Origin of the sequence: Fulvivirga imtechensis AK7 (genome assembly GCF_000331535.1) — a bacterium.
GTDB lineage: Bacteria > Bacteroidota > Bacteroidia > Cytophagales > Cyclobacteriaceae > Fulvivirga > Fulvivirga imtechensis.
In genome coordinates this window covers 137,722-164,294 of the sequence record NZ_AMZN01000055.1, presented here as the reverse complement: position 1 = coordinate 164,294, position 26,573 = coordinate 137,722, and the positions used below count along the sequence as shown (strand labels likewise).

Annotated in this window: 18 protein-coding genes; 5 read left to right on the top strand and 13 right to left on the bottom strand. The window is 43.9% G+C overall.

The features are described from left to right. Positions 1-4 precede the first annotated feature (4 nt). Entirely contained in the window at positions 5-463 is a 459-nt protein-coding gene (locus C900_RS30650) for an ABC transporter permease (RefSeq protein ID WP_009581357.1), read from the top strand. Between the two features lie 481 nt (positions 464-944). Next, positions 945-1,823 carry a TolB-like translocation protein gene (locus C900_RS17100; RefSeq protein ID WP_009581356.1) on the top strand — a complete coding sequence of 293 codons (879 nt, stop codon included), beginning with the start codon at positions 945-947 and terminating at the stop codon, positions 1,821-1,823. A 318-nt stretch (positions 1,824-2,141) separates the two neighbouring features. Here the strand turns inward: C900_RS17100 and C900_RS28605 are convergent, their stop codons facing one another. From C900_RS28605 to C900_RS17060, 8 genes are all read right to left on the bottom strand, one after another. Then, positions 2,142-5,525, bottom strand: coding sequence for a GEVED domain-containing protein (locus tag C900_RS28605; RefSeq protein ID WP_157494063.1), 3,384 nt, complete (start codon positions 5,523-5,525; stop codon positions 2,142-2,144). A gap of 767 nt (positions 5,526-6,292) precedes the next feature. Beyond that, positions 6,293-7,327, bottom strand: coding sequence for a Fic family protein (locus C900_RS17085; protein WP_009581353.1), 1,035 nt, complete (start codon positions 7,325-7,327; stop codon positions 6,293-6,295). 498 nt (positions 7,328-7,825) lie between these two features. Continuing rightward, on the bottom strand, positions 7,826-7,948 hold the full coding sequence (locus tag C900_RS29975) for a MetS family NSS transporter small subunit (RefSeq protein ID WP_009581352.1): 123 nt from the start codon (positions 7,946-7,948) through the stop codon (positions 7,826-7,828). After that, positions 7,945-9,453 (bottom strand): sodium-dependent transporter, encoded by a 1,509-nt coding sequence (locus C900_RS17080; RefSeq protein ID WP_009581351.1) that lies wholly within the window; start codon positions 9,451-9,453, stop codon positions 7,945-7,947. The genes C900_RS29975 and C900_RS17080 overlap by 4 nt, the downstream gene beginning before the upstream one ends. Before the next feature lie 96 nt (positions 9,454-9,549). Next, positions 9,550-11,157: an alkaline phosphatase PafA gene (gene pafA, locus C900_RS17075; RefSeq protein WP_009581350.1), complete on the bottom strand. Its 1,608-nt coding sequence runs from the start codon at positions 11,155-11,157 to the stop codon at positions 9,550-9,552. Positions 11,158-11,234: 77 nt separating this feature from the next. Then, positions 11,235-13,823: a WG repeat-containing protein gene (locus C900_RS17070; protein WP_009581349.1), complete on the bottom strand. Its 2,589-nt coding sequence runs from the start codon at positions 13,821-13,823 to the stop codon at positions 11,235-11,237. 92 nt (positions 13,824-13,915) lie between these two features. Then, entirely contained in the window at positions 13,916-14,821 is a 906-nt protein-coding gene (locus C900_RS17065) for a hypothetical protein (RefSeq protein ID WP_009581348.1), read from the bottom strand. 237 nt (positions 14,822-15,058) lie between these two features. Then, on the bottom strand, positions 15,059-15,538 hold the full coding sequence (locus C900_RS17060) for a DUF1203 domain-containing protein (RefSeq protein WP_009581347.1): 480 nt from the start codon (positions 15,536-15,538) through the stop codon (positions 15,059-15,061). 122 nt (positions 15,539-15,660) lie between these two features. Between C900_RS17060 and C900_RS17055 the strand changes: the two genes are divergently transcribed. Together C900_RS17055 and C900_RS30865 are read left to right on the top strand one after the other, a co-directional pair. After that, complete coding sequence (locus tag C900_RS17055; protein WP_009581346.1) at positions 15,661-16,341, top strand: 2OG-Fe(II) oxygenase; 681 nt, start codon at positions 15,661-15,663, stop codon at positions 16,339-16,341. Between the two features lie 44 nt (positions 16,342-16,385). Beyond that, positions 16,386-16,658 carry an Ada metal-binding domain-containing protein gene (locus C900_RS30865; RefSeq protein WP_083867516.1) on the top strand — a complete coding sequence of 91 codons (273 nt, stop codon included), beginning with the start codon at positions 16,386-16,388 and terminating at the stop codon, positions 16,656-16,658. A gap of 154 nt (positions 16,659-16,812) precedes the next feature. Here C900_RS30865 and C900_RS17050 read toward each other — a convergent pair whose 3' ends face one another. The 4 genes from C900_RS17050 to C900_RS17035 form a co-directional block, all read right to left on the bottom strand. Beyond that, a complete protein-coding gene (locus tag C900_RS17050) occupies positions 16,813-17,655 on the bottom strand; it encodes a methylated-DNA--[protein]-cysteine S-methyltransferase (RefSeq protein WP_009581343.1) in 843 nt (280 codons plus the stop codon). Between the two features lie 468 nt (positions 17,656-18,123). Further along, positions 18,124-19,320, bottom strand: a complete 1,197-nt coding sequence (locus C900_RS17045) for a serine hydrolase domain-containing protein (RefSeq protein WP_009581340.1) — start codon at positions 19,318-19,320, stop codon at positions 18,124-18,126. Positions 19,321-19,419: 99 nt separating this feature from the next. After that, complete coding sequence (locus C900_RS17040; RefSeq protein ID WP_040496972.1) at positions 19,420-20,529, bottom strand: helix-turn-helix domain-containing protein; 1,110 nt, start codon at positions 20,527-20,529, stop codon at positions 19,420-19,422. 250 nt (positions 20,530-20,779) lie between these two features. Continuing rightward, complete coding sequence (locus tag C900_RS17035) at positions 20,780-22,048, bottom strand: hypothetical protein (protein WP_009581337.1); 1,269 nt, start codon at positions 22,046-22,048, stop codon at positions 20,780-20,782. 124 nt (positions 22,049-22,172) lie between these two features. Between C900_RS17035 and C900_RS17030 the strand changes: the two genes are divergently transcribed. Next, complete coding sequence (locus C900_RS17030) at positions 22,173-23,291, top strand: outer membrane protein assembly factor BamB family protein (RefSeq protein WP_009581336.1); 1,119 nt, start codon at positions 22,173-22,175, stop codon at positions 23,289-23,291. A 75-nt stretch (positions 23,292-23,366) separates the two neighbouring features. On the opposite strand, the gene C900_RS17025 is transcribed toward C900_RS17030, so the two are convergent. Beyond that, a complete protein-coding gene (locus tag C900_RS17025) occupies positions 23,367-26,432 on the bottom strand; it encodes a M4 family metallopeptidase (RefSeq protein ID WP_009581335.1) in 3,066 nt (1,021 codons plus the stop codon). Between the last annotated feature and the right edge of the window lie 141 nt (positions 26,433-26,573).

Genomic DNA, 26,573 nt, shown 5'->3' with positions numbered 1-26,573 from the left:
GCAAATGGTACCCCATCGCCCGTTCCTTTATAGCTTTCTTGATGACAGCTTTGATCAGCAATACAAGGCAGACATACAATTTGGAAAAATTTTTAGTGTATTTGCCGGAATAGCTATCTTCATCGCCTGCCTGGGATTATTCGGACTGACTACTTATACCACGGAACAAAAAACCAAGGAGATCGGTATTCGAAAGGCGCTTGGCGCTTCGGTAGTGAGCATAGTTTCCCTCTTGTCTAAAGATTATGTAAAGCTTTTTCTAATGGCCATCGTCATTGCTACTCCGGCATCATGGTATGTTATGAACGGCTGGCTCAATGGCTTTGCTTATAAAATCGAAATAGGACCCGAGGTATTCATAGCGGCAGCATTCATCTGCGTTTTAATTGCCCTCATTACCATTAGCTGGCAATCGATAAAAGCAGCGTTGCGAAATCCGGTAGAGTCTTTGAAAAATGAGTAGGTCTTAATATGTGGCTGTTTCGTCTTGGTTGTTAACCCAAAAATATCTAAATAACGCGAATTCGATATAAAATGCTTAAAATAGGTGGTCATCCTGAGGCGACCAAACCACCGCCTCATCCTGAAATTTTCGTAGAGCAACGGAGAAAATATGAAGGATCCCCCTGATCCGGTGTTAGGGCTTGAAGCTCAGTCACAGCCAGTAGTGAGGAGATCCCGGGTCTTCACTGCGTTACGTCCGGGATGACGGTAGGGGAATTGAATAATTAATTGAATGTAATGAAAACTTGTCATTGGTACGAGAGGAAGGAACTTCCTAAGTTCCTTATTGTACTTAGTAAGATTCTTCGTTCCTCTCCAAAGCCAGTTAAGCCAGTTCGGGACAGGCAGAATGACCTTAAAAGAGGTTTTTTTTGTCTATTTTCTGATAATGCATACCTTTAATCGGTACTACTATGTCGAACTCACGTTAAATAGACCAGATGAAACAGCTACTTACCATATTACTCCTGGCATGGGCAGCCGATGCCGATGTCATTGCCCAGCCTGATACTGAAATCTATGTATTTGATCTACGCAAAAGAGATGGTTCCATCACGTTGGAAAACCCGTATAATGTTACCTACCAGAATCCCGGCTATGACAACCAACCTCACTTTTTGCCTGATGGTTCGATGTATTATGTTTCCACCGACAACGGACAGACTGATATCGCCCAGGTAGAATTTCCTGAAGGCTCCTGGGCATGGCTGACAAGAACCACGATAGGTAGCGAATACTCTCCCACTCCCATCCCCGGCAGTCAGGATTTCTCCTATATACGGCTTGACACCAATGGTATGCAGCGACTTTATCGCCATTCATACGAGTCGCAAAAGCCTGAAGTGCTGTTGGAAGATGTCAAGGTGGGCTACCACTGCTGGCTGGATGACAATACCCTGGCCGCTTTTGTTTTAGGCGAACCTCCCTCACTACAGCTCTGCTATGTAAAAAGTCAAAATTGTACACCAAAACGAAAGAACATAGGGCGATCCTTACATAAGATCCCCGATTCCAAAGCGATTAGCTTTATTCACAAAGACAGTACCCCATGGCAAATCATGTCCTATGATCTTTCAATAGGGACATTTAGTCCCATCATCAATACTTTACCCGAATCAGAAGATATGTGTTGGGGGCCTGACGGCACCATTTTCATGGGCAGTGGGAGTGTTTTGTACAAGTACCACCCGGGAAAAGATAAAGATTGGGTGGCGGTATCGGACCTTTCAGAATTCGATCTCAGCGGGATCACACGTCTGGCGGTAAGCCCTGATGGCGGCAGGATTGCTATTGTTGTTGATCAGGCTTCAGGAGACTAAAAAGAAGCCGTCTTTAAAAGTCACATTCCGTTCGAGAAGTTGAGTATTTGTAAACCGCAGAGGTACCAGAGGCTTATTGGAGAAACAAAGGGAGATTCCTCTGTGTTCTCTGTTTCTCCTCAGTTTCCTCTGCGGTTAATTAGTGTCTCTAAGAAAGCGCCAATGCCTGCGTTACGCTCGCCCCAAAAATGCTCATCCCGACAACTGTACGGGACTCCGCTTTTTGGGACTTCGTCCCGCCCTTTGGCGGGAACGTTTTCTTAAAGCCCCTTAGAGTTTTCTTACAACCACTAATTATGACTTTACGTCATTCAGCTCTTATTCCTTAATGATCTTACTATTGATCACTTCTCTTTCCGTTCTCATGGAGACAATATAAGCTCCCTGAGGAAGGTTAGACATATTGAAACGTACATTTGAACCTGCTGACTCGATGTCTTCTATTACAACTCCTGTTAAGGTCATCAGCTTCAGACTATAGCCTTTGGCTTCATCAGCTATAGCTATTTCCACCATATCTTTTACAGGATTCGGTGTAACCACAAAATAACTTTTCGGTCCTTCATTACCTAACTCCGTAGCATTTCTTGCACCGGCAAAAGTCGTGTTAGACGGTGTGCTGGTAATGTTTATAGTATAATCTTCAACCTCGCCATAGCTGAAAGTACCACATGATGACGGTGCCGCGTTGTACCTCATGGACACCCTCATTCTTGTAGTTCCCAAAGCTGCCGATGATGGTATATTCAATGTTGAGGACAATGTGCCGCTGCTACTCGATGAGCCGCTAACCATTTCTTCTCCTGCGTCAGTAAAGTCACCATCCTGGTTAAGATCGATCCATATTTTCCAGTATTCGGTATAGCTTGAGCTTCTAAATCCAGCGCTGAAATTGATCGTATGCGATGCTCCTCTGGTAAGGTCTGTACTCAAGTTTGTAAAATTACCATACCCACCATTGGCACCGGTCGAATTATTGATCGATCCTACGGCCACGAGGTCTATCCACTCGTAGTAAGCACTGTTACCACTGGAAGTACAGTAGGTGATTGGCGTTTGGGTTGTAAATGTTACGGAACTGGCTGTTGATTGATTTCCGGCAGCATCCTTAGCCCTCACTGAAGCAGTGTAAGTAGTTGAAGCCGTAAGTCCGGTAAGGTTATAAGTGGTGCTTGTAGTATTGGCTACCAACGAACTTCCCAGGTATACGTCATAGCCCGTAACGCCAACATTATCAGTTGATGCTGTCCAGCTTAGCGTAGCAGTAGTTGTAGTAACTCCTGATGCTGTCAACGAACCTGGCGCTGATGGTGGCTGTGTATCTCCGCTTCCGGCCTGAATATTCACTGTATAATCTTCTACCTCTCCATAGCTAAAGCTTTCACAAGAGGTAGGGATACCATTATATTTCATGGATACACGCATCCTTGTTGCTCCCTCCAGGGCTCCTGAAGGTATGGTAAAGGTTCCGCTAACCGGTGAGGATTGAGTGGCGGATTGTGTCCATACCTGTTCGCCTGCATCTGTAAAGTCTCCATCCTTGTTGTAGTCGATCCATACGCTGTAGCCTTCGCTGTACACTGTGCCCGTCCATGTAGGAGTAACCGTAATGGTATATGACGTGTTTTTGCTAAGGTTAGTGGATATAGAAGTGAAATCAGTATACCCTCCGCTACCGGCACCAGAAGAATTATTAATGGATGCCAGTTGAACTCTTCCTATATACTCATCCACAACGCTGTTTCCATTTGAAGAACAATAGTTTAACGTCACCTCGGTGGTAGTGAAGGTGGTAGAGCTACTATAAGTAGAGGTAGAGCCATCAGAGCATTTACTTCTTACCTGCGCCTCATACTGTGTAAGTGCAGTAAGTCCGGTAAGATTTGTGGAGGTGCCTGAAACTGAAACTGTAGTCCAGGTAGTTGTACCGGTTTGACGGTAGCGAACATCATAAGAGGCTCCGGCCACAGCGCTCCAGCTTAAAGTCGCTGATGATGATCCGACATTTGAAGCGCCAAGGCCTGTCGGTGTTGTTGCATTACAAGCCACTGTACCGGCAATACCAGTTACGATCAGTGTAAAATCCTGGCTACCACCGGAAAGCGATCCTTTGTGCGTAACCGTAATGGTGTAAGAACCACTTGCACTGTTGACATTAATTCTCTCGAACGGGTCTACATTATTATCTCCTGTACCATTTGAGTTAACACCTGTCAATCTGTAAGGCATATAAGTAGATGAGCCCTGGCTTACCCTAATATCAAGATCGTTTACCAGCACAGGTGTAGTAAGGTTTGCCGTACCTGTATTAGCAGTGCCAGCAGGGTCTGTCCATGAAATAGAGGCCAATAGCGGGCTACTGCCATCGGAATCTACAGTAATAGTATAGCTTTGACCAGTATTTAAAGTAAGCTCTTCTATTTTAGAAGCGCCTCCATTGTCGGTAATGGCCTGTGCTGCCGCTTTTGCGTTAAGCAGACCCCATCCATAAACTGCATCAGGCCCTGAAATACCTGCATCGTCTGCCGTATGAAGTGCAAGTCCTTTTAGTGTAGCCGCCCTCATATAGTTACCGGTAATATTGTTGTGATGCTGTTGCAGCAACAATAGCGTACCCGTTACATTCGGTGAGGCCATTGAAGTACCCGTGATAGAGTTGTAGGCAGCGTCACTGTTGTCATAAGTAGAATACACGCTGGTGCCGTTACCTGTTATGTCCGGCTTGATCCTCAGGTCATCGGTAGGGCCTTCACTGCTACTGCTATTGATGGAAACACTGTTAAGCGAACCATCATTGTTAACGTTAGCATCTTGAGCGTTAGCTACCACCATGTTGTTTTTACTGGTGGCATGCCCACTCAATTTATCGAAAGAGGAATTACCATTGAGCGGATTGCCGTTAGAAGAGTTGTCATTACCATCATTACCTGCCGCTACTACCATCAGGTAATAAGGCGAATTGTACATCAGGTTATCCCAGTCTCTGGACTCAGCGATATAAGCACCGAAATACCAGTCAGGGATCAGGCTGGCGCGATACCCGTAAGAATGGTTAGAAAGGAGCATACCGTTTGCCGCTTCAGTGGTAGCCTCCGCAAGGTCATTATTCCAGTCGTGCGTCAGGGCTCTGGCATGCGGAGCCATGCCCTTGGCAGCCGCCTGCACACCAGATGCCACTATAGTACCTGTAACGTGCTGGGCATGGAAGCTATTACCATTAAGCGCTGTAACACCATCGTTGATCGTGACCCGGTTATTTCCACCGGCACCATCAAACTCCTGGTGTGTGGGTCGTGTGGGGCCACCATCCCAGACGTGAGCGGTCATGTTCTGTCCGTTTACATTCAGGCCCAGCGTTCCGCCTGAGTGCAGGTGGTTAGCCCGGGTAGACCTGGCAGCATTTACATTGTATACGGTGTAATAAATCGGCTTGCCGTCCGTAGAAACTGCTATTAGTTCATCAAAGGAACCATCATCATTTGTCTTTAGCACATCCCAGCCCTTTTGAGCAGCCATTTCCAAGGCCTGTTGCTTGGCAGCAGCAGCTTTTTGGCTGAACTCTGTTCTGAGCTGAGTAAGACGATTCTGATTGTAACGATTGCTGATCTTTTGCTTTTCTGATTGCGTTTGCGCAAAAGACATAGAAATTGAGAATAGGAAAATGGGTAACACCACTTTCCAGTGTGTGGGTTTGGTTTTCATTTGGGTTTAGGTTTTGGTTGAATTAATAGTTCAATATAGAAAAAAATAGGTCAACTAGCAAAATATTTTGGTGGTGGGTTCGTTGGGGGATTGGTTTTTTGGGAGGTACTCAATGCGCTTAGTTAAGAAAAAGCTCTACTAAGAAGTACCGCATCTCGCGGAATCCAACAACTTTCAGTTGATTTGAGGATAATGACATTACGCCATCATTAACCACAGAAGCAGAGGAGGAACAGAAATCATAACCACCACGCCATCCTGAATATTTTCTCCGTTGCTCTGCGAAAATTTCAGGATGGCGTGGCGGTTTGATTTGCTTCGGCCGTCATTGCTTAGCCAAGTGCTTTACTAAGCCTTTAAGGACTAGTAAAGCTTTCCAGGCATCGAAGGAGGCCATCCTGGCCAATGAAGCCTCATTCGGTCATAGCGTTGCTGTGGAGCTTCATTTTTATATTAGTTCGTATTTGATTTTGAAGCCTTCAATCTTTAGTTTATGCTCATTGAGAAGTTGCTGGACGCTCATGAGTTCGTCCTCGGTTACTCTGAATTTCTGTTCTGCCAAAATTGAGGATGTTGACATTTGAACTTCAGCGTTCCCGTACAGGTGTAATTTACAGATAAAAAGAAGTTCGTTGCTACAATCGAAGTTCCCTAATGCGTAAACCATTGTTCCGATCTCCTCGTGAAATCCCAGTTCAGATATTCGGCAGCTATTTTGCTCATAGGGAAATGCTCAACAACGTTTGGGTTTTGCTACATTTTGTTTTTTATAGTAAAGAATAATTTGTTCCAGGACCGGTTCCATGACGTTCGATTAAATTCAAACTTAGCAAATCACTAAGTATACGTTTAACAGTAGGGTTCGGTATGTCAAGATTTTTAGCAATGTCTCCTGATTTGCATCCTGCATGGTCTGAAATGAATGCCAATATTGACTTTTCTCGCGGGGACAATTTTGAAGTTGTTCCAGTTTGTTCCAGTTTGGCCAAAAGCTGTTCTTGAATATTCATTAAAGCACTGAAAAAGAAATTGATCCAAGTTGTTACGTTCTCATTTGGCCGTTGAGCTTGACAGCTTCTTAATTCTCGGTAATATTCGGGTTTTCGACTTTCAATTTCATGTTCGAAACTGACATACTGAATCCATTTATACCCACCTTTCAGAAGGAGTAGACTGGCTAGTAATCTACTCAGTCTCCCATTACCATCTTGAAAAGGGTGAATGGAAACAAATTCGTAAGAGAAAAGAGCGCTTTTGACGAGTTGGTGTGTTTGAGTATCCCTATTGTACCATTCGAATAGAGATCTCATTGCATCATCTGTTTCAAAACCAGGAGAAGTTGTCTCAAAAATCAGTTGTTTGGTACCATCAGGTAAATTTGCTTCCACATTATTACTGTGTTGCTTATAATTGCCTTTATGCCATTGATCTTTTTCGCTATATTTCAAAAGGATATTGTGAAGGTTTTTTATTTCGTTTTCCGTTATTCGTATGTCATTATATGATTCCGAAATAATATCTAGAGCTTCAAAATATCCAGCGACCTCTTGCTTATATCTTTCGGTTAATTTATCGATTGAAAGGTTGCGTAATAAAATATCAACCTCTTCATCACTCATCTTCGATCCTTCAATGCGTGTAGAAGCACCAACACTTCTGACAGTTGCGATAGACTTGAGCTGTTTAAGGCTTTGACCTTCCCTTTTTTCTATTGAATTCCAGGAGGCATCAAACCGATCCAGTTTGCTTATGTTGTTGACCAGTTCCCAGTCAAAATCTAATTCAAAATTGTATACTTTCATTTAAAATGATACGATATGATTCGTAAATATACGATAATGAAACGATAAGTTTGATACGATATGAGCCGAAAATATACGTAAATCCGAAGCTTATGAAATGTAACCATTAAATATGCAACATTGCACATATATCCATTATATTCCTTGTCTGTAATTACCACACACATATCATTACCCGACTAAAAACGACTAGCTCCTCACTATTTGGTTGGGTTCGGGTTTCAGCTTCTACCTCGGATCGGGGAATCCCGGATATTTTCTCTTTACGACCCTGTGACCCTGCCTGTCCCAAGCTTGTCCTCGGGGAGGAACGAAGGGTCTTCCTCAGTTTAGAGGGACAACCTCTGTTCTTAGTAAGATTCTTTCTTCGTCAGAATGACCTGGGAAGGGTGGGAAATTCCAGGATGACGAGGTGGTTTGAAAACACAGAGAAATCTCTCCGCGACCTCTGTTTCTCCTCTGTGTCCTCCACGGTTAGTTCACTGCCCAAGGGCAGCCCTACTCCGAAACCTCTTTCTTGCGTGACGATTCCCGCTTCATGGCCAGGCCGAGAAAGTAGATGAAACCACCCACTACGGTGCCTACGATCAGTATCATTGAAATTATGGCTGCTGTACTCATGATCTGTTCTTTACGAAAATCCTGTATAAATATTTATTGAGCAATAATCCTGCAATGATCACCAGTCCCCACTGCGTGACAATGGAGGCGTTGCTATAAACATCGAACACATTCCAGTTTCCTTCCGCATTGAACCAGGGGTATTCGGAATAGCCTTGTGACATCCACCAGTAAACGAGGACTACACCAAGAAATGCATTGAAAATCAGTGCTACAGCAAAGTAGGTTGCAGGAACGTTGAAATCTGAGTCGGTATCAATATAATCGCGCTTAAACTTACTCACCCCATATCGAAGCACGGCAACAATGAGTAACAGGCCGGAAATGATCAATCCAATGCCCCAAACCCAGTCTTGGTTGTTAAAAACATTGAGCGAATAGGCCGAGGGGAAACCAAACACTATGCAAAAAATGGCTGTTCTAAGAGCGGCTGATTTCCTGCTGAATCCCATATCTTTCAGGTTGCTGATGAATAGCTCCAACATGGGCAGTAGTGAGCTAAAGGCTGCCAGGAAAAACGCCAGGAAGAAGATAAATGACAGTATGGCTCCACCTGTTACTGTGGCAAACAGTTTGGGAATAATGGTGAAGGTCAGTGCCTGATTACCACTTTGCAGATAAGTAATGGCATCGCCCTCACTGGCAGAGAGCGCAAACACCGCAGGCAATATGGCCATACCCGCCATCAGAGAGGCTGTATTATTACCAAACCCACCGATAAAAGTGTTCAGTACCACGTCCTCCCGTTTCCTGGAATACGATGAGATGGTCATGATCAGCCCCCAGCCCGCCCCTGTTGACCATGCCGACTGTGACAACGCCTCTATCCATATGGTAGCATTGGTAAAATGCTTTACATCAATGAAAAACATATATTCCAGGCCTTTGTAGCCATTTTCCATATTCAGCGACATCATCGTAATGATTATGAGCAGTACGAACAAAGAGGGGATAAGTATCTTATTGGCCTTTTCGAGACCATTTTGGATCCCCTTTATCAACACCACTATTCCGGTGATCACTGCCAGTATGTATAAAATAATAGTCCAGGTGTTGCCGCTTGAGATAGAATTCCAATATTGATCAAGGTAGGCAGGGTCTGCGCTGAGCGCCTTGGCAATGGTCTCCCCTCCACTGATAAACGCCCATAGATTTTGAGTAGACAGCCCCAAATACTGGAGCGCCCAGCCCGTGACCACTGAATAGTAAAAAGCTATGCCCAGTGTGCAGAGTGTAATAAAAAAACCGCCCCAGGTGAACTTCCGGCCTCCTATCTGCCCGTAAGAGCCTATTACACCCAGTTTGTACTTTTTACCAATAGAAAATTCAGCCATCAGCAAGGGAATGGACCAAATGAGTAGGAACAAGATCCAAAGGATCAGGAATGCACCACCATACTGACCGGCCAGTCGTGGAAAGCGCCAGAGGTTGCCAGCTCCAATAGCCATACCGAGAGATGCCAGTACTATCCCCCAGCGGTTACTGAATTCTTCTGCTTTTTGCATTTTTGGTTTCAGTCTAAATTCGCGCTAATGATAGCTAAAAATAATTTAGTTACGAAATGCGGTATGCCAGAAGGTATTAGAATGGTGTAAATGGTATCAGTTTTTGAATAATTCCTCAATAGGTTGGCCAGTAACACCATTGGGCAGTTTAATTTCTAACATGAGGCACAGTGTGGGCACAATATCTGTTATTTCTGTATATGACACCGAAACTCCGGGTGTGATATTGGCACCATACCAGAGTAGGGGCACATGAGTATCATATGTAAATGCTGAACCATGGGTAGTGCCGGTGCTCCTTTTGCTATCCAGCCATGCGGGCTCAAGGCTATATAAAACATCGCCCGATCTTTTTTGGTTGTAACCTCTGGCAAGCAGGCCTTTAATACCTCCCGCAGCATAGTCGAGCCAATTGATCACATAAGCAGGGTAGCTTTCAAGCAGACCATCATATTGCAAAATGTAGTGTGCCGCAAACTCCTGTACTTCGTGAAGTTTTATACCCTTATTAAAAATCAGTTCCCTGTTTAAAAATATCTGCATGTTGCTTACATTTCTCACCCATTCACCGTCACCGTATCGCTGCGATAGCGCTGCCGTAATCTCATGCTTTAGATCGATACTGAAATATCCTGCGGGCACTTTGCTATCGATCAAAAATTGTGGCACTTCTGCTACTGCATGATCGGAGGTAAGGAACAAAATGTAGTTATCCTTACCGACTTGCATGTCGAGCGCCCGGATCAGAGAAGCTATATTTTTATCTAACCTTAAATAGGTATCTTCCAGTTCAACAGAATTAGGTCCAAAATCGTGACCAATGTAGTCGGTAGATGAAAAACTTACAGACAAAAAATCAGTGTAGTCGCCTTTTCCTAGTTGCTCCCCCTCGAGGGCAGCCAGAGCCATATCCAACAAGATGTCGTTGCCAAAAGGAGTGCCGGGAAGCAGGCTATAGTCTCTATGGCTTGAAAGGTCGTAAGGGAATACAGCCTCTTTACCTTCTATTTTGCCCTCGTAGGGAGACTTATCAGGACCACTGGCGGTATATGTGTCAATATCATAGAGTGGTTCCCACTTACGCTTCAGGTATGTATCGGCCAGCTTTCTTTGGTTAAACTTTTCTACCCATTGAGGAAGTTTATCTGCATAATAGGTACTGGTAATGAACTTTCCATTAGTATGATCATACCAATAAGCCTGTCCCAGATGCCCGGCCGGGAATATGGCTCCACGGTCCTTTATCGATACTCCAACGCTTTTAGACCGTTTCTGGTTTGAAAGCAGCAGCTCATCGGCAAACGTAGTGGTCAACATATTTCTGGGAGACATTTTCCCTTTATCTGATGCGCTGCCAACGGTCTGTTCAGTATTATCTCCTGCACAATAGATCATACTTCCCAGGCTTTTACTGAACCAGTAGTTGCCTGTCACTCCATGCACGGCAGGTGTCGTGCCGGTAAAGATGGAAGCATGTCCCGGACCTGTATAGGTGGGCACATAGTTGTAGTGTACATTCCTAAGCTGAAAGCCATCGTTCATCAACTTTTTGAAGCCATCATCACCAAATCTGCTCCCAAACCGGTACAGGTACTCCTGCGCCATTTGATCAACAACTACCCCAACTACAAGCCTGGGCTTTTGTTGTTGGCCGTAACACAAGGCATACGCAAGGAGAAAAATGGCAATAAGAAAAGTTTTCATAATTAGGTATAGTTTATCAGGTACACAATAATAGGAAGTAATTGCGGAGTATAAAAAACTCTAATATTACCAGTGCATTAATTATCACAATAGATCAGGGAATAATCCTTGGCATCAAACGCCTGTTTGCGCAAGATATTTCCGAAGGCATCGTAATAGATCACTACATAAAATTCAGCTTCATGAATATGCTTTTCGGTGAAGTAAACAGGACGCTCAGCAGTGCCTACATTAACAATATCGTTAAAGGTAGGTGTAATAATTTCTCCTTTTATATTACTCCACACTCCATAGCCTCCCTCCTTGAGCACTACAGCCCTTACCTCTCCTTTGGCTGCCTGTTCAAAATTAATTGACCTGATATTCTCTTCTTTTACTGCTCCACTTACAAGATCGAGCAGTTGCCATTGATCACTTTTTTTCACCAATGCTGCACTATCACTCCAAAAACGAACATCCTGGTAATCAAACGCTGTCAATTTCTTATTGGCCCCGTTAATCACTCCCAGCTTACCACCTTTTTCGGCTATAAAGAGCTGTGGCGTATAAGGTGAGAGGTTTTTATCATATTCAGCAGGAATAAACACTGATTGCTTTTCGTTATAGAGTCCAAATTTCTTATTCCTTAATAAGGAAACAAAGCCGTCACTATAGTTGCCAATAGCATCGTAGTCCATGGGCAGAAGCGTCCTGGCATCTGCGGATATTAATCCCTTTTTCGACCCTCTGGATATTACCAGATAGTCAGGGCCAAGTGGTTTGGCTTCATCAAAACTGCCACTGAATAAGGTTTCGCCTTTATCCGAGAGTATAATTTTTCTATGTCTGTCTCCTTCTATCAGCAGGTATTGCGCTGAATTTAGCTCTGCCAGCAAAGTTATGTGGTCGTTTTTTCCAAGCAGTAATGGTCTTTCAAGTGTAACCACAGCCGTAGAATCATTCCTGGATATAACAGCGAAGTGATCTCCTATCAAGCCGATCGAGTCCAGATTATTGGCTTTGAGAGCATAGCTGCTTACATCGAACAATGTCCAGAGGCTATCTTGCTGAAAGCCGATCCACGAAGCATTGAACCTCAGCTTTTTAACATTTTCTACCTTCAAAACCTGCTCGTATTCATCATTGAGGATGTTGATGCCCCCCGATTTGCTCACCAACATACCATCCCTGATCACCCTTATCTTTTGATGGGATTGTGGTATTATCTCGCGACAATCTTTGTCTATAACCGCCTCCTCTGATCCCGCCTGAAGCCAGAGATTTCCATCATCCAGCAGATCAAAGTCGTTGTACCCAGCTTTTACATCCAGTCTGCCTTTATCAACACCTTGAATGAGCATGGCCTCATTTTTAACATCGTACCGCTCACCCTTTTCAAAAATAATAAAGTTTCCCAGGGATAAAATATCATCGAATGCAGCAGGAGTTATTTCACGGCCGGATACTGTTGCAAGACCCCACCTTTTTCCCTTTTTAAAAGCCAGGTATTTTCCCAAAAGCAGTCTTACTTCGCCAGCGCCGAATGGCAACACTTTACGGCCCGATTTATGATAAACACCGATCGAGCCCTGGCTTTCAATTTTCAATAGCCCATACCCAAGGTCCTCCACATCATCATACGCACCTTTATAGACAGGCGCTCTGTTTATGCCAATGATCATGTTATCTAAAAACAGGTAGTCTCTCGTTATCCCACCACACAACTCTCCTTCATCCACGCGATCATATTGTGCTGCTATTATTTCCTTTCCCCGGTCATCCATAAACCCATACTGGCCTGCTTCCCGGAATGGTACCAGCACTTTTCCATACAGCGCCTTCAGTGCACGCAAAGAATCCGTCATAAGCTGTGGCGACAGCTCCTGACCGGACTCTTTAAGCACGTGGTACATAAACGCCACTGCCTTAGACCGAAGCTCACTCTTGGGAAACTGCCTGATAAATTTCTGATAGCTGGCCGCACTATGATCGGCCGTCATGATGGCATAGATATTTTGCTCAGCCTCTGATCGATATGGCGTACCCGGGTTGTCTTTGAGAAACTGTAGAAAGCTCTTTAATGTATTGTCTGCCGTACGTTCATAAAAATAAATTTTTTCGTAACGCTTTTTGGCTTCCGGCACCTGCACCGCACCAGGATACTTCTCCATGAAATTCCGATAACTTTGGTAGCTGTTTTCCTGAACAGCCTGCTCATAGGCCCGGGCATTTCTCAGAGAAATAGCTTCCGGCACCTGCTCTGCTGTATTAAAATATGTGATAAAATATATGTAGGCCTCTTCGGTATCCTTTTCGGTAGAACGAGCAAATGCCGCACTATCAATGGCATCCTTTAGGGATTCAATGGCTAAGCCGGTTACTCCTGCATTTTCATGTTTTTTCTTCTCCTTTTCATCTAATCCCCCAAAACCATCCCTCGCAAGAAGGATATAATGATAAGCCGAATCTATGTCTGCCTGATGATAAATCGGACTAAAAAAAAGCCTTGCCTGAACGTAGAAGCCTGCAACAAGGGTACTGTCCTTTTCCAAAGCTTTTTTATTGGTAGCTACAGCTTTATGGATATCCCCTTTTTCAAGATGCTTTAAAGCTCGTTTGGATAAGCTCACCTGCCCCTGGGCAGATAAGCAAAAGAAAAACAATATGATCACCAGCAGTTTTCGCATCTTTCAATACACGACACGAATATGCTTATTTTTCATTAAAGATGGGTACCGATGACCACTTTTTATAAGGATAGGAAGAGTTGAAACAGCGCTCAGCCAGGGGTATTAAAACCCGGAATAGCGATTTTCCTGATACACCAATAACCATATTGTTGCTCGAAGTAGATACTTGCCTTTCCATTAAACACAGTTACATTCTGCTTTTTAATAGCATCGTATTTTAGCGAAACATCTACTTTTGCCTCCCCTTTTTCCTCATCAAATTGTACGTTCAGAATTTCCCGCGTTGTCACTTTGAAGCTTTCCCATGCCTGCTGAAACAATTTGATCCTTTCTATCAATACTTCCTCGCTTATTTCACCTTCTTTGTCAAGTATGTGGCGGCATAGTACGTGTTCGTCATACTTATTCCACTTTCGTTCCAGCAGGGCCTCCAGGAATTCATGCGTATATCTTCTCAGGTCGTCATCATGGTTGGGATAAAACTCTTCATATATAAAATGAGTGAACATACCCTCTATTTTCACGTCCAGGTCTTCAATTTCATATTCAAAAAGCTCTTCCGTGATGAATTTATAGATCACTCTCGCCTCATACTCACAACAGCAGTCCAGCACAACCGAATGCTGGTGCATCACCTCATACAGCCTGTCCAGTTCCTTTTCAATCATTTCATCATTAAGATCCTCCTCCCGCTGAAATTCCGGCCTCCCGATCCTCTCATACACGCTGATCTTTTTGGCGTTTTTATGCAGCGCCTCGAAATTATAAATGTAATTGAGCCAGGCATTTTCCTGTTCCGGGTTAAGCGGGTTTTCATCCTGCTCTGGAAATTGGGCCTGATGCTCAGCCATTAGTTTAAGCTTTAGCAGGTTATTTTCCTGCTGTAGTTTTTCTTCAGGTGTTAACGAGTCGTCATCTTCTTTCATGGGTATATAATTTAGTATTGAGATATTAGTGTTGAGTATTGAGATCAGAGCATCTCGCTTTTGGTTCATATTGCGTCTCTTATTCAATACTCGCGACTAAGTACTCATGACTCTCTTTTTTGCCTACTGCTTCTGCCTACTGCCGATTATTCATCCTCAGTTGGTATGATTTGGCCTTATGGTCATTTCATGAGGATGGATTTCCGACAATTATCATTAGAGTGGTAAGCTAAAATCATTATCTCTCATTGTCAAATTTATTGGCACCCGATCTTAGTAAGACAAGACTTCATCTGTTAAAAAAACTTAAACCCGCTCTATCTTACATATAAAACATCCTGCCTCTGCATTGCGGGCATGCAGATAGGCTACCTGGGGGTAAGCTTTAAATATTTCCCGGATGAGTTCATCCACATCCTGATCTCCGACCAGTTGGGTACAAGCCATCATCTGATCGCTGGAATATCCGATCAAGGTTAATGGAAAATTTACCCTATCTGCTTTTATCTCAGGAGGAAAACGATAAATATCCTGGTAAGGCTCAACCTCCTCTGCGTGAATGAAAACCGGTCCGGGCTGGTCAAAAGCATTTGGCTTTTCAAAGGGCGAATGTTTGAACAACAGCCTTCTGTCTTCTCCGGGCTTGAATGGCTTTAAAGATACCCTGCATGGACCGTATCCTGTTGCCGGCTGTTCCAACACTTCATTACCGTAATCATCCTCTCGCTCTTTTCTGATCCTGGTAGCATACATCGAGCTGAACGGCACAATTTTAAATTTCTTCATAATACTCCTTTTTCAGACAAAGATCGAAAGTAGACTAATGGCTTTCTACCCGTTTTTTGCTATGATATCTTCTTAGCAAGTATCGGGTGGGTGAGAGAATGAAATAAGTTGACATTTACATTATGGAAGAGAAAATAAACAACCAGTTGAATACGAGGGGATATGCTTTGATCCCCTCTTTGTTAACTAAAGAAGCGTGTGGTGAAATGATCTCGCTTTATGAAAATAAGGGGTTATTCAGAAAGCGGGTAGTGATGGAGCGGCACCGGTTTGGAAAGGGAGAATACCAATATTTCAACTATCCGTTGCCGGGTCTCATTACCAATATTCGTGAAAAGTACTACGCAGCGCTTGTGCCATTGGCTAACATGTGGATGAAAGCCTTAAAGATCTCCATAGAATATCCCGCATCGCACGAAGAGTTTATTGAAGAATGCCATACAGCAGGGCAAAAACTGGCCACCCCACTTTTACTAAGGTATCACCAGGATGATTTCAACTGCCTGCACCAGGACCTGTACGGGAAAGTTTTCTTCCCTCTGCAACTGGTCATCTGCCTCAATCAGCCTGGTAAGGATTTTACAGGTGGTGAGTTTGTACTTACAGAGCAAAAGTACATGTCTCAATCGTCTTGTGAAGTGATCACCCCTCAGCTTGGCGATGCCATAATCTTTGCTACACAATACCGGCCAGTAATGGGGGCCAAAGGTTACTATCGGGCGCATATGAAACATGGGGTTAGCCGGGTCCGGTCAGGGGAAAGAAATACGCTTGGTATTATTTTTCATGATGCGGAGGTTTGAAAAATCGGTAATCGGTAATTGGTGACCAACAGCCAGTAGCCAAAATGTTACATCACTACGATATTTCCAGCCATTCTTTCAGGCGATCAAGGTGTTTATATGTTTTGATCAGAACGGGGCAAGTTACGTTAGCAGGTAACAGCCGGCTCAAGATATATGGCTGTCTTGACTGTTCATCTGGAAAGCGGATGAAAATAGAGAACAGGGTCTTCTTTAAAGATGAGGAGGAGGCCCTGGCACATTCATACCGGCCATGTGGACATTGTATGAAAAAAGCATATGAGGTGTGGCGCGGAGCGCAGAGGTCAAAGCGTTGAACTTCGCATTTCTGTGTTTCTTACACCCACCTCTGTATCTCCTCCCGGGAGGAGATTAACATACGTGGTTTGTTGGAGACTGGTTACCCACACGATACCAGGCTCTCACTAACCACCGATTACCAACCACAGACCACTGATTACTGATTACCGCTTACTGATTACCGACTACCGACTCACTCCCCTTGCACGACTCCCAGCCAAGTATAGCCGTTTTCCTGGTAGTACCCCAGTGGTAGTCTCCAATAACCCCTGTAGAGCGGATAACTCTGTGACAGGGTATGAGGTAGGCTACCGGATTGGCTCCGACAGCGCTGCCTACGGCTCGTACTGCTTTCGGGTGCCGGATGGTGTTGGCTATATTGGTATAGGTGGCTGCTCTTCCTGATGGTATCTTAAGCAATGCCTCCCATACTTTCAACTGAAATGGGGTTCCTTTCAAGTGCAGTTTCACTTCCTTCAAATCATTTTGTCCGGTGTAAAACACCTGTAATGCGTTGTTCTGAAGCTCATCAACCGTATTTCTGAATTGTGCTGACGGGAATTCACCCTCCAGGAGCGGCAATGCATGTGCTCTGGCTTCAATAAAGGAAAGGTGGCAGATACCTTTAGGTGTAGAGGCAATAAGTACTTCACCGAACAGGCTGGTGGCAATGCTATAGTTAATGACCAGGTCTTTTCCCTTGTTTTTAAACTCACCAGGGGTCATCCCTTCTATAGAAATGAACAGGTCGTGCAGTCGGCTGCTCCCTGATAAACCGGTTTCAAATGACGTATCCAGAAGTGAATGCTGGTCCAACAATAGCTTCTTGGCATGGCCCAGACTCACAAATTGTAAAAACTTCTTCGGGCTTACACCTGCCCACTCTTTAAACATGCGTTGAAAGTGGAACGGGCTAAGGTGTACTGCATCAGCCACCTCGTCCAATGAAGGCTGTGTCTTAAAATTATCTTTGATGTATTCAATGGCGTTTGCTACTCTATTATAATCTTCCATAACCTTAATTTTTATTCAAAATTACCACTGAGCACCTGTAGAATAAACCCGATTCTTGCTGAGGTAATGTCAGTTAATGGCCATTTTACCCTCTACCAGCAATACTCAATTTAAGAAATAATCTATTCTAAGAATTTCAATGCCACACGTACATGTTATAAATCACACTGTTTGAGCCCCATTTTTTCACGGGGTGAGTTTGTGATTTGTCATCGCAGGCATTGAAATTTATCCATTTGCTCACAGCCTTGACTTTTTTGTTATCCCGAACGCTTTAACGCTTTCGGGAACAAAAAAGTAAGACATATGCTATAAAAAGTCACAATAGACACAAAAGTTACAAACTGAGCAATAAGATGCTATCATCTGACTATCAGCATGTAATGTTTTCTTAAAGCCACTTAGTTTTCTTACAAACACTAACTAACGAGCATTGCCAGAGTCCTTTACGGGATCATGTGGCAAAGACTAATTTGCAAAAAACATGTTTATGCTCTCATTAATTTGATCTATAACTTCTTCGTAGTGCTCTTCATGGTTATCAGTAGAGACTGCGTCATAATTGCTAAGCGTGAAGAAGCCTACGTTATGTTTGGCACTAAAATGTAGTTCCGTAGTCGTTCCAATATCCCCTCCCCGACTACCGAATGCATTTTCTCCGGGATCTATATCCCAAAATATGGTATAGGTTGAAGACGTTTTTGTGAACAACAGTTTATAATACGCTTCACTAAACAATGTATTCGTCTCTCCTCTCGCTCCGGCTATCATGTTTATCATATATTTCATTATATCTTCATTAGACGTTTTTATGCCGCCATCAGGAAAGGATTCGAGATCGTAAAATGGTAGAGGTGTAGCTTTATCCCAGTAGAGTGTAGCATAATTATCATTGGGCAATTGGTACTCAAATGAAGTGTTGTACATGCCCAATGGGTTAAATATATATGTACTCATAAAATTACGGTAGTCCATGCCCGAGGCTTTTGCTATCAAATGTGCCATCAATGAAGATCCAACATTGGAATAATCCTCATTTTCTCCCGGTTCGGTATCCTCGAAATTATCCGGACTATAATAGCTTCCTCCTTCATAGAAATAAGCAGTTATGAATTCTTCCAATGTTTTTGGCTCCCGCTGTGTAACTCCGTAATCCTGAAACATTTCGGCACCTGCTGATGACATACTCTGATCATTTAAAATATAGTAGGAAGTTAAATAGATATCATCGGTATCTACTAAACCAGACGTATGATTGACCAGGTGTTTTACAAGTATTTCGGCTGATGGATTTTTGGGATTGACCAAATCTTCGGTCAAAATGTCATTTATTGGAGTATCTAAAGTAAAATAACCTAACTCGATGCATTTAACGACTGCTACACCAATAAACGATTTGCTGATTGACGCTATGGGTTGGATAGTTTGATTGGTATATGCAATGTTTTCTTCCATATTTTGAACACCAAAACTTCTTTGATAAACCGCAGTACCGTTTTTGACGATTCCCACAGTGAGGCCGGGAAGATCTGAATGATTTATAATATCTTCCAGTCTACGGGTTAAGCTCTTTTCATCTGTTACATTAACAGGATCACCATCATCTTCTCTACAACCCGACATTACCAGGGTTGTAACCAATAAAAAATAAATTGCTCTTTTCATTATTTTGTTTTTTGAATGAGTCTCAAAAGTATAAGGCCTCAAACAAACAAAAGTCACTTTATGTGTGATAGGCGTCCCAAAACAACAGATTTGAACAAATCAGGACTTTTCCCGGAGCTTTCTGTAAGCTCCCGGTGACATACCGGTGGCTGTTTTAAAGATGTTATAGAAAACGCTTTTAGATTTAAAGCCGGCTTCCATACCAATGGCCTCAATCGAATATTTATAGAATTCCGAATCTTGCAACAATTTTTTGGCCAACCCTATCCGGTATTCGTTCACAAACTGGATCGTACTTTTATTGATTTCCTGGTTTATAATCTGGGACAGGTGGCCCTCGCTGATGTTAAGCTGCTTTGCCAGATCGTACCGGCTTAGAAGAGGATCTTTATACAGTTCATCTTCATCCATTAATTTGTACAGTTGCTCAATAACCCTTGAAGTGGTGGCCTGGGCTTTCTTCTTTTTTTCAAAAGTACCTGTAGTCTCTCCAGCAATCAGGCGCTGGTGTATTTCATCCTTTTGAACTATTATTTGCAACCTAAACACGCCATAGTATAGTACCCACCATGACAAGAAGGAAAGCACCAACCACAGCAAATCTGAGGAAAGCTCGGAATTGAGCAGAAAATCTTCAACATCTGATAGTAACCATATCAGGATGATGATTATGATAAACAGATTTAATCTTAACAGCCAGTGCTTTTTCTCTTTAGAGATGGTTTGCGAATGCTTGATCAAACGCCTGCTCCAGAGGATTAAAATAATATTATATGCCAGGGAAAAAGCGGCTTCTAAAGCATAGGTCACTTCAACAGCCGTATCTTCTATGTCAAAGGAAGAATCATAGAGGTTGAAGATAAAATCAAAGCCCAGAAAGGTATCTATGAGCACGGCAATTATAAAAGGAAAGTATAGCCATTTTAGCCAGCTTCGCTTTAGATATTCGTGTTGAATATGAATCAGAAAATAATGAAACAGGGTTGCTGCTACCAGAAACTCCCACATTATGCCTTGCAGGAATTCAAAAATACCCCCTTCGGCTCCGTACCAACCCAACAAGGTTATGGCAACCAGTATTAGTATAGAGAAAGACAGGTAGGCGTTTGCCTTACTTTTGTAGAACGGGGTAGTTAATAGTGCTATGCTTATAAAGCAGCCCAGAACTCCGCTAGCAATGACTACTAAATCCAGAATTATATATAGCAATATGATTTATTTTGTATTTTCCCGGTAAGGTGATATTTCTCCACGCCTAAAAGCCAAACTTAGCATTTTTTCAACTTTATTCATGAGCATGACTATCAGGTATGGGTGAGTAAGCCTAATTTACAATCCTCAGGCGCTCTTAATACACTCACTCATAATTTCCTTACCAAGAATATCAGGGATCTCCTCAATTGGGGCGGGGGACTGAGCCTTAAGTTCCATTCGATACGCTTAATTGGGAATTACATTCTCACATCACTTCCGCAAAGCCGTTATTCAAGATCACCTTTCCTTTACTGTCCGTTAGTCTGACCCCACTAACCTCTCCAAAGCCTCTAAAAACAAATTTGAGCACTTTCAGCTTGCCCATAGCTGTTGAATAATCAAATGTAAATGGCTCGTTGTCTCCTATTTTCACCACCACTTGTTTATTTTTCACCCGTAACCTAAGTTCCTGGGTCGTACTGATGTCGGCCGATAACCGGGAGAGGTCATTTAATTTACCTGGCATGCGTTTATCGCTGAATAGCAAAGAAGTTTCTCCATAGCAACCTTGCTGGCTAACCGGAAGCGCGACTGTTCCGTTTTCTGCTTTTATCAGCACATACATATGCTTACAAAGCAACTTTTCCTGCCCCGGAAGCAACGAAAAGCGAGCTTCAAGAGTGAAATTATCACCATCGAGCGCTTCCAGCAGCGGATTTGATAAAGTGAACACAGGATAATAGACGTTAACATCTTTTGCCTCATATTTATGCAGCAAGTCTGCAGTCATCTGCAATTTACCATCACCAATAAAATCTGCCGGATCAATATAGACTGGAGTAATATCATAATCAGACTGCATTAGCAAACCATGCCAGCCTTTGGTGGTGACATACACGGGCTTTTTCACCAGTATAGAATCATCAACAATCAATTTGGACCAGTGGTAATCCGGATAGTAGTATACTCCGGTATAAAAATGATGCTCCGAATCTAGTTTTGTTCTTTCGTAAGGATTCCACGAAAGCTCGATAAAAACCTCTTTGTTTTCAACTTCACTGATGTCATAATTAAAACCTATGGTAGCGGGAACACCATCATGAATATCCTCGGCAGGGTCCAGGCTAACCATACCATCCGGCAGTGGATTGCTGTTTGGCAACAAAGCGATAAGGGCAAAAGATACCAATGCCGCAAGCAGGATCAACAATGCCGGTAATTTCACCAGCTCCCAGATGGTCTTTGCCGGAGTAGTTTGATCCTGTTGCTGGGCTGCCCTGGTGAATTGCTGCCAGTTGCCATATCCGATAAACTCCGCCAACGCATCCAAAGTCTTTACCTGGGGCAGGCTCTGGTACTGGTTCATCCAGATCCTCCGGAGGGTGGCTGCACTCAGGCGTACCTTTGTCTTCTCATAGATCGAGTCGCTGAGGTATTCAAAGTCACGCTGAACAATGTCCACCTTCTCCGACCAATCCATTTTGGTCAAAATAGCCTCTTTACAGGCCTCGATATATCTTTTCTCCGGTTCCATGCATCAAAAATACTCCATTTCAATACGTGCAAAGGTTTTGACAAGTTTTTGGAAGTGCTTTAAAAGCGCTTAGCAGCAGATTTCATTTTATACTTGATCTTTCCAATAACAAAAAGTTAAACTTATGAAGCTGTACATCCAATACATTGTATTTCTTTTTTTATGTTATAGCCTGGCGGCTACAGGTCAGACACCCTCATTAAAGTGGAAATTCAAAACGGGAGATAAGGTCATCTCCTCTCCGGTTGTTTATAATGACCTGATCTATTTTGGGAGTGAAGACGGCAACTTCTATGCCGTGGACCTGGAGGGCAATGAAAAATGGAGATTGCATACTGCCGGTAAAATCCGCTCGAAAGCGATCATTGCTGAGGGCATTTTATTTTTCGAGTCCGGCAATATTTTTTATGCACTTAATCCCGCTTCAGGTAAAAAACTATGGATATATGATCCTGCCGACACTTTGTATGCCAACCAAATAGACCCTTATGATGATAAACGTCCCTCCGGCACTCTCCATGAAGGTATTATTTACGTGGGATCAAGCAGTGGCACGCTTTATGGCTTTGATACCAAAACGGGAAAAATCAGGCTTAAGATCAATACTGACAATGCTTCGCCTATACGGTCAACGCCTATTGTACAAGATAACAGGCTCTATTTTGGAGACTGGAATGGTGTGGTCTATTGCCGTGATTTGAAGCAGGATAAATACCTGTGGAAGAAAAAGACCTATTCCTTTGATAAGCCTTATTCTACATTTGGTGGTATTGCCTCTGAGTTTGTCATTTTCCAGGACCTCTTGTTTTTTGGCGCCAGAAATTTTGTTCTCAATGTGCTCCGAACCGACTCTGGTGAAAAGGAGTGGACATACATAGAATCCAATGGCGGGTGGGTGATCGGTGACCCGGTAATATATGACAACAAACTGTATTTGGGCGGGTCCGATAACCATAAAATACTGGCTCTCGATCCCATTACAGGACAATTGCTGTGGGACTTCAATGCAGGACAGAATATCTACGCCAAACCTGTGGTTACGAAAGACAAGGTGATCTTTACTTCCGGCCCTATTTATAAGCCCAATGATCCGGGAGGCTTATGGATAGTAGATCGCGCGAAAGGTAAATTGATCGCTAAAGTGCAGATGCCCAAAGGCGCCTACTCGGCTCCTGTAATGGTGGGGCAATCAATATTATTCGGGTGTAACGATGGCAACATTTACTGCTTCTCGCTGGAATAAAAAAAAACAGAGGCCCGTCATTCCTGACGGGCCTCCTACCTAATTTAATCTAACAACTGTTCAAACCGAATTCATCTATTCTTGTTGTACGACCAGCCTTCTCTTTTCTCCATCTATCTCAAGGATATAAACCCCGGCCTGTACTGATTTAAGACTAACCCCTATCTCATTCATACCTTCCTGCAAGTCTACATCCTGATGATAGACAGTAGCTCCAATGCCATTGATAATGCGCACCTGGCCATGCCTTGTTCTTCTTCTGTTCATGTATTTTACATTTACATGATCCAGCGCCGGGTTCGGATAAACCTCCAGGTCCGGGCTCATTGAGGGATCACCCGCTGCAAATGAGGAGTATCCTCCTGTACAAGGCCCAAGATTGGTCCACCAGCCATAGTTCGGAGGCCAATAGATACCACTTATTTGAGCTTCATACAGGTAACCCTGGTAAACCACCCGGTCGCCTGCCGAGTATACCCTACCGCTTTCATAGGGTGGCACACCACTACAGCCTCCGGTATCACCGCTTTCTGTGGTGAAGGTTACCGTGGCATACGGTGCTGTCTGCCCGTTGGAGCAGGTATAGTTGATCCTTACATCATAGGAAATACCTGCTGCAAGCCCGGTAAAAGGTTCGGTATTTGAACTCACTGTTTCCGTTGTCCAGGTTGATCCTGAGCTTCGCTTATATCCGAATCTGTAGCTTGAAACACCGTCCACAGCGTTCCAGGATATCTGCGCAGAATTACTGGTAATTTGTGTCGCTACAAGTCCGGTAACAGCGCTACATGCGCCACCGCCATCACAGGGACCAACCTCTTTCCAGTAAGCGGAAGTGGGAGGCCAGTAGTAAATATTATACAGCGCTTCATAGATCTTATTGTTGTATACCACCTGATCTCCGGCATAATAGTAAGCGTTGTGGTTCCACACCGGCAGGCCGTCACAACCGCCTCCTCCATCAGTGTCTGTGGTGAATGTAGTATTGGCGTATGCCGATGGCTGGCCGTTGCTACAGGTATAGCGCACCCTGACATCGTATGCCGTGCCGGCAGTTAAGCCTGTAAGACCGAAAGAGGTGCCATTAACTGTTTGGCTGGTATAAGAAGATGCGCTTGAAGCCTTATACTCTAAAGTATAAGAAGAAACCCCGGAAACGCCATTCCAGGAAACCGATGCCGATGTTTGTGTGACGCTGCTGACAGAAAGTCCGGTTACGGCATTACAATTCTGATTGTCACTCCCGGTGGTGAAATTGATAGTTGCATATTCTGCTACGGAGCCGTTGCTACAGGTATATCTGGCTCTGACATTGTAGGTTGTGCCCGGTGTGAGACCCGTCAACGTCCGGCTGGTTCCATTTACTGTTAGTGTTGTATAGGTACTGCTGCCGGCGGTTTTATACTCCAAAGTATAGCTGTTTACACCGGAGACGCCATTCCAACTTATAGTAGCTCCGGTGGTGGATATCTGACTTGCAGACAGCCCTGTGAGGGCAGCGCAGGTAGTATTGCCACAATTACCGCTAAAGGCGCTGCCTACGCCCACCGCCCGCATGGCATCCGTTGCGGCTGCCTCCTCACATGAGCCATTGCCGTAAAGATCACGTGCAGCATTGATCACTGCCGTTCTGGCTGCAGAATAGCCCGAGTTAGAGGTGAGATACCTCGTCAGCGCTCTGTAGGCAATTTGTGCCGCCTTTTCAATGCCAACACCGCTTACGCTGAAAGACTGACCGTTGTCGTTGGTGCCACTTCCGCCCTGTGCGGTAAGATAATACCAATAGTTAAGTACGCCACTGTTGGTATGCACTCCACCGTTATCACCTCCGTTGGTAGGCGCCCAGTAGGTGCCTTTGTAAGTATCGGGCTGACGATAACGGTTGGGGTTGCTCATAGACCGCTGGAAAGAGATATTCTCACCCACAGTCCATTTATCCCCTACATTGGCATAGTGCTCCGCATAAGTGCCGAATATATCGCTGAAAGCTTCATTAAGAGCGCCTGACTCTCCCTGATAAATAAGTCGTGCCGAAGTGCCTGTTACACCATGAGCGATCTCATGACCCACTACATCCAAAGGAGTAAATGGCGTACCGCTACTGCTATTTCCAAAAGAAGCGGTACCATTTTGCCAATAGGCATTGTTATTGACCTGTGGATTATTTACCACCAGGTTGATCTTGGAGCCGGCATTATCATAGCCATTACGCCCAAATTTTTCTTTTAAGAAGTCCCACGTTACTTCCGCACCCCAGTATACATCGATGTAATACTTGGCATTTCCTGTTCCTGAAAAGGTTGAGGACGTACTGTAATAAGGGCTGTTGTTGTTGTACAACTGGAAGTTGCGATTTCCTGTTTGACGGGCATAGTAGTAGCCACCACTTTGATCTACCGTAATGGATTTAGCTCCGTAGTAACCCGTATTGGCGGTGCCGTTTACCAGCGCATCGTGAATAAGCGACTCCTCGAATATAATTTCCCCGCTACCGGCATCAACGTAGACATTTTGCTCTGTGTATGGCTCAACCGCAAATACATCGAACCGGTAGGCAAGAGTTAGTTTACTTGCATCCAATTCGTTGTTGATGGTAATATACACCAGTTCACCTTCGGGTTGGTCGTAGTTGATATTCCTGTGGTTACTGCGCTTGCCAGCCTTCACCTCTTTGGCCTCCTCGGTTTGCCAGATATAGGTTTTGGCATCCACCTTCTGTAGTGCCTTGCTTAAGGCTAACTCTTCAGAAATAGCCGGTGATTGTTTCAATGATGCCGGCAGGCGTCTGTACCACTCGCCATTTGCGCTGATCACTTTGCTGTCTCTCACATGCAGGATCAACATAGAGTTAGCGACCACGGCATTGCTTAGCGTTTGTTGCAGCCGGTAATGTGTGATCCCCAGGTTATCTGTTTCTACATCCAGTACTTTGATACCGTAGTCCACATTTGCCTTATAATATTCCTTTACAAATGATTCCGGACTCTGAAATGCCGGGGCTTCACTGAACTGTCTGAAATGCCGGAACAGTCCCTTTTCTTCATATTCACTCACATCTTGTGCATAGGCGAGATTTAGACTGGCCAAAAGCAAAAGTGTAAGCAAATGAGTAAACATTTTGCTCATAAACGTTGGTTTCATATGGGTTTTTGGTTTAAGGTTAAAAATATACCTCCCAAGATGGCCGGTTTTAGGGAATGAGAGGTGACTAACTGTACATGGTGATACAGCCATTTTGTTCAGAAGGGGTTATTTTGTTTAGAAAAGGGTCGATATGTACAA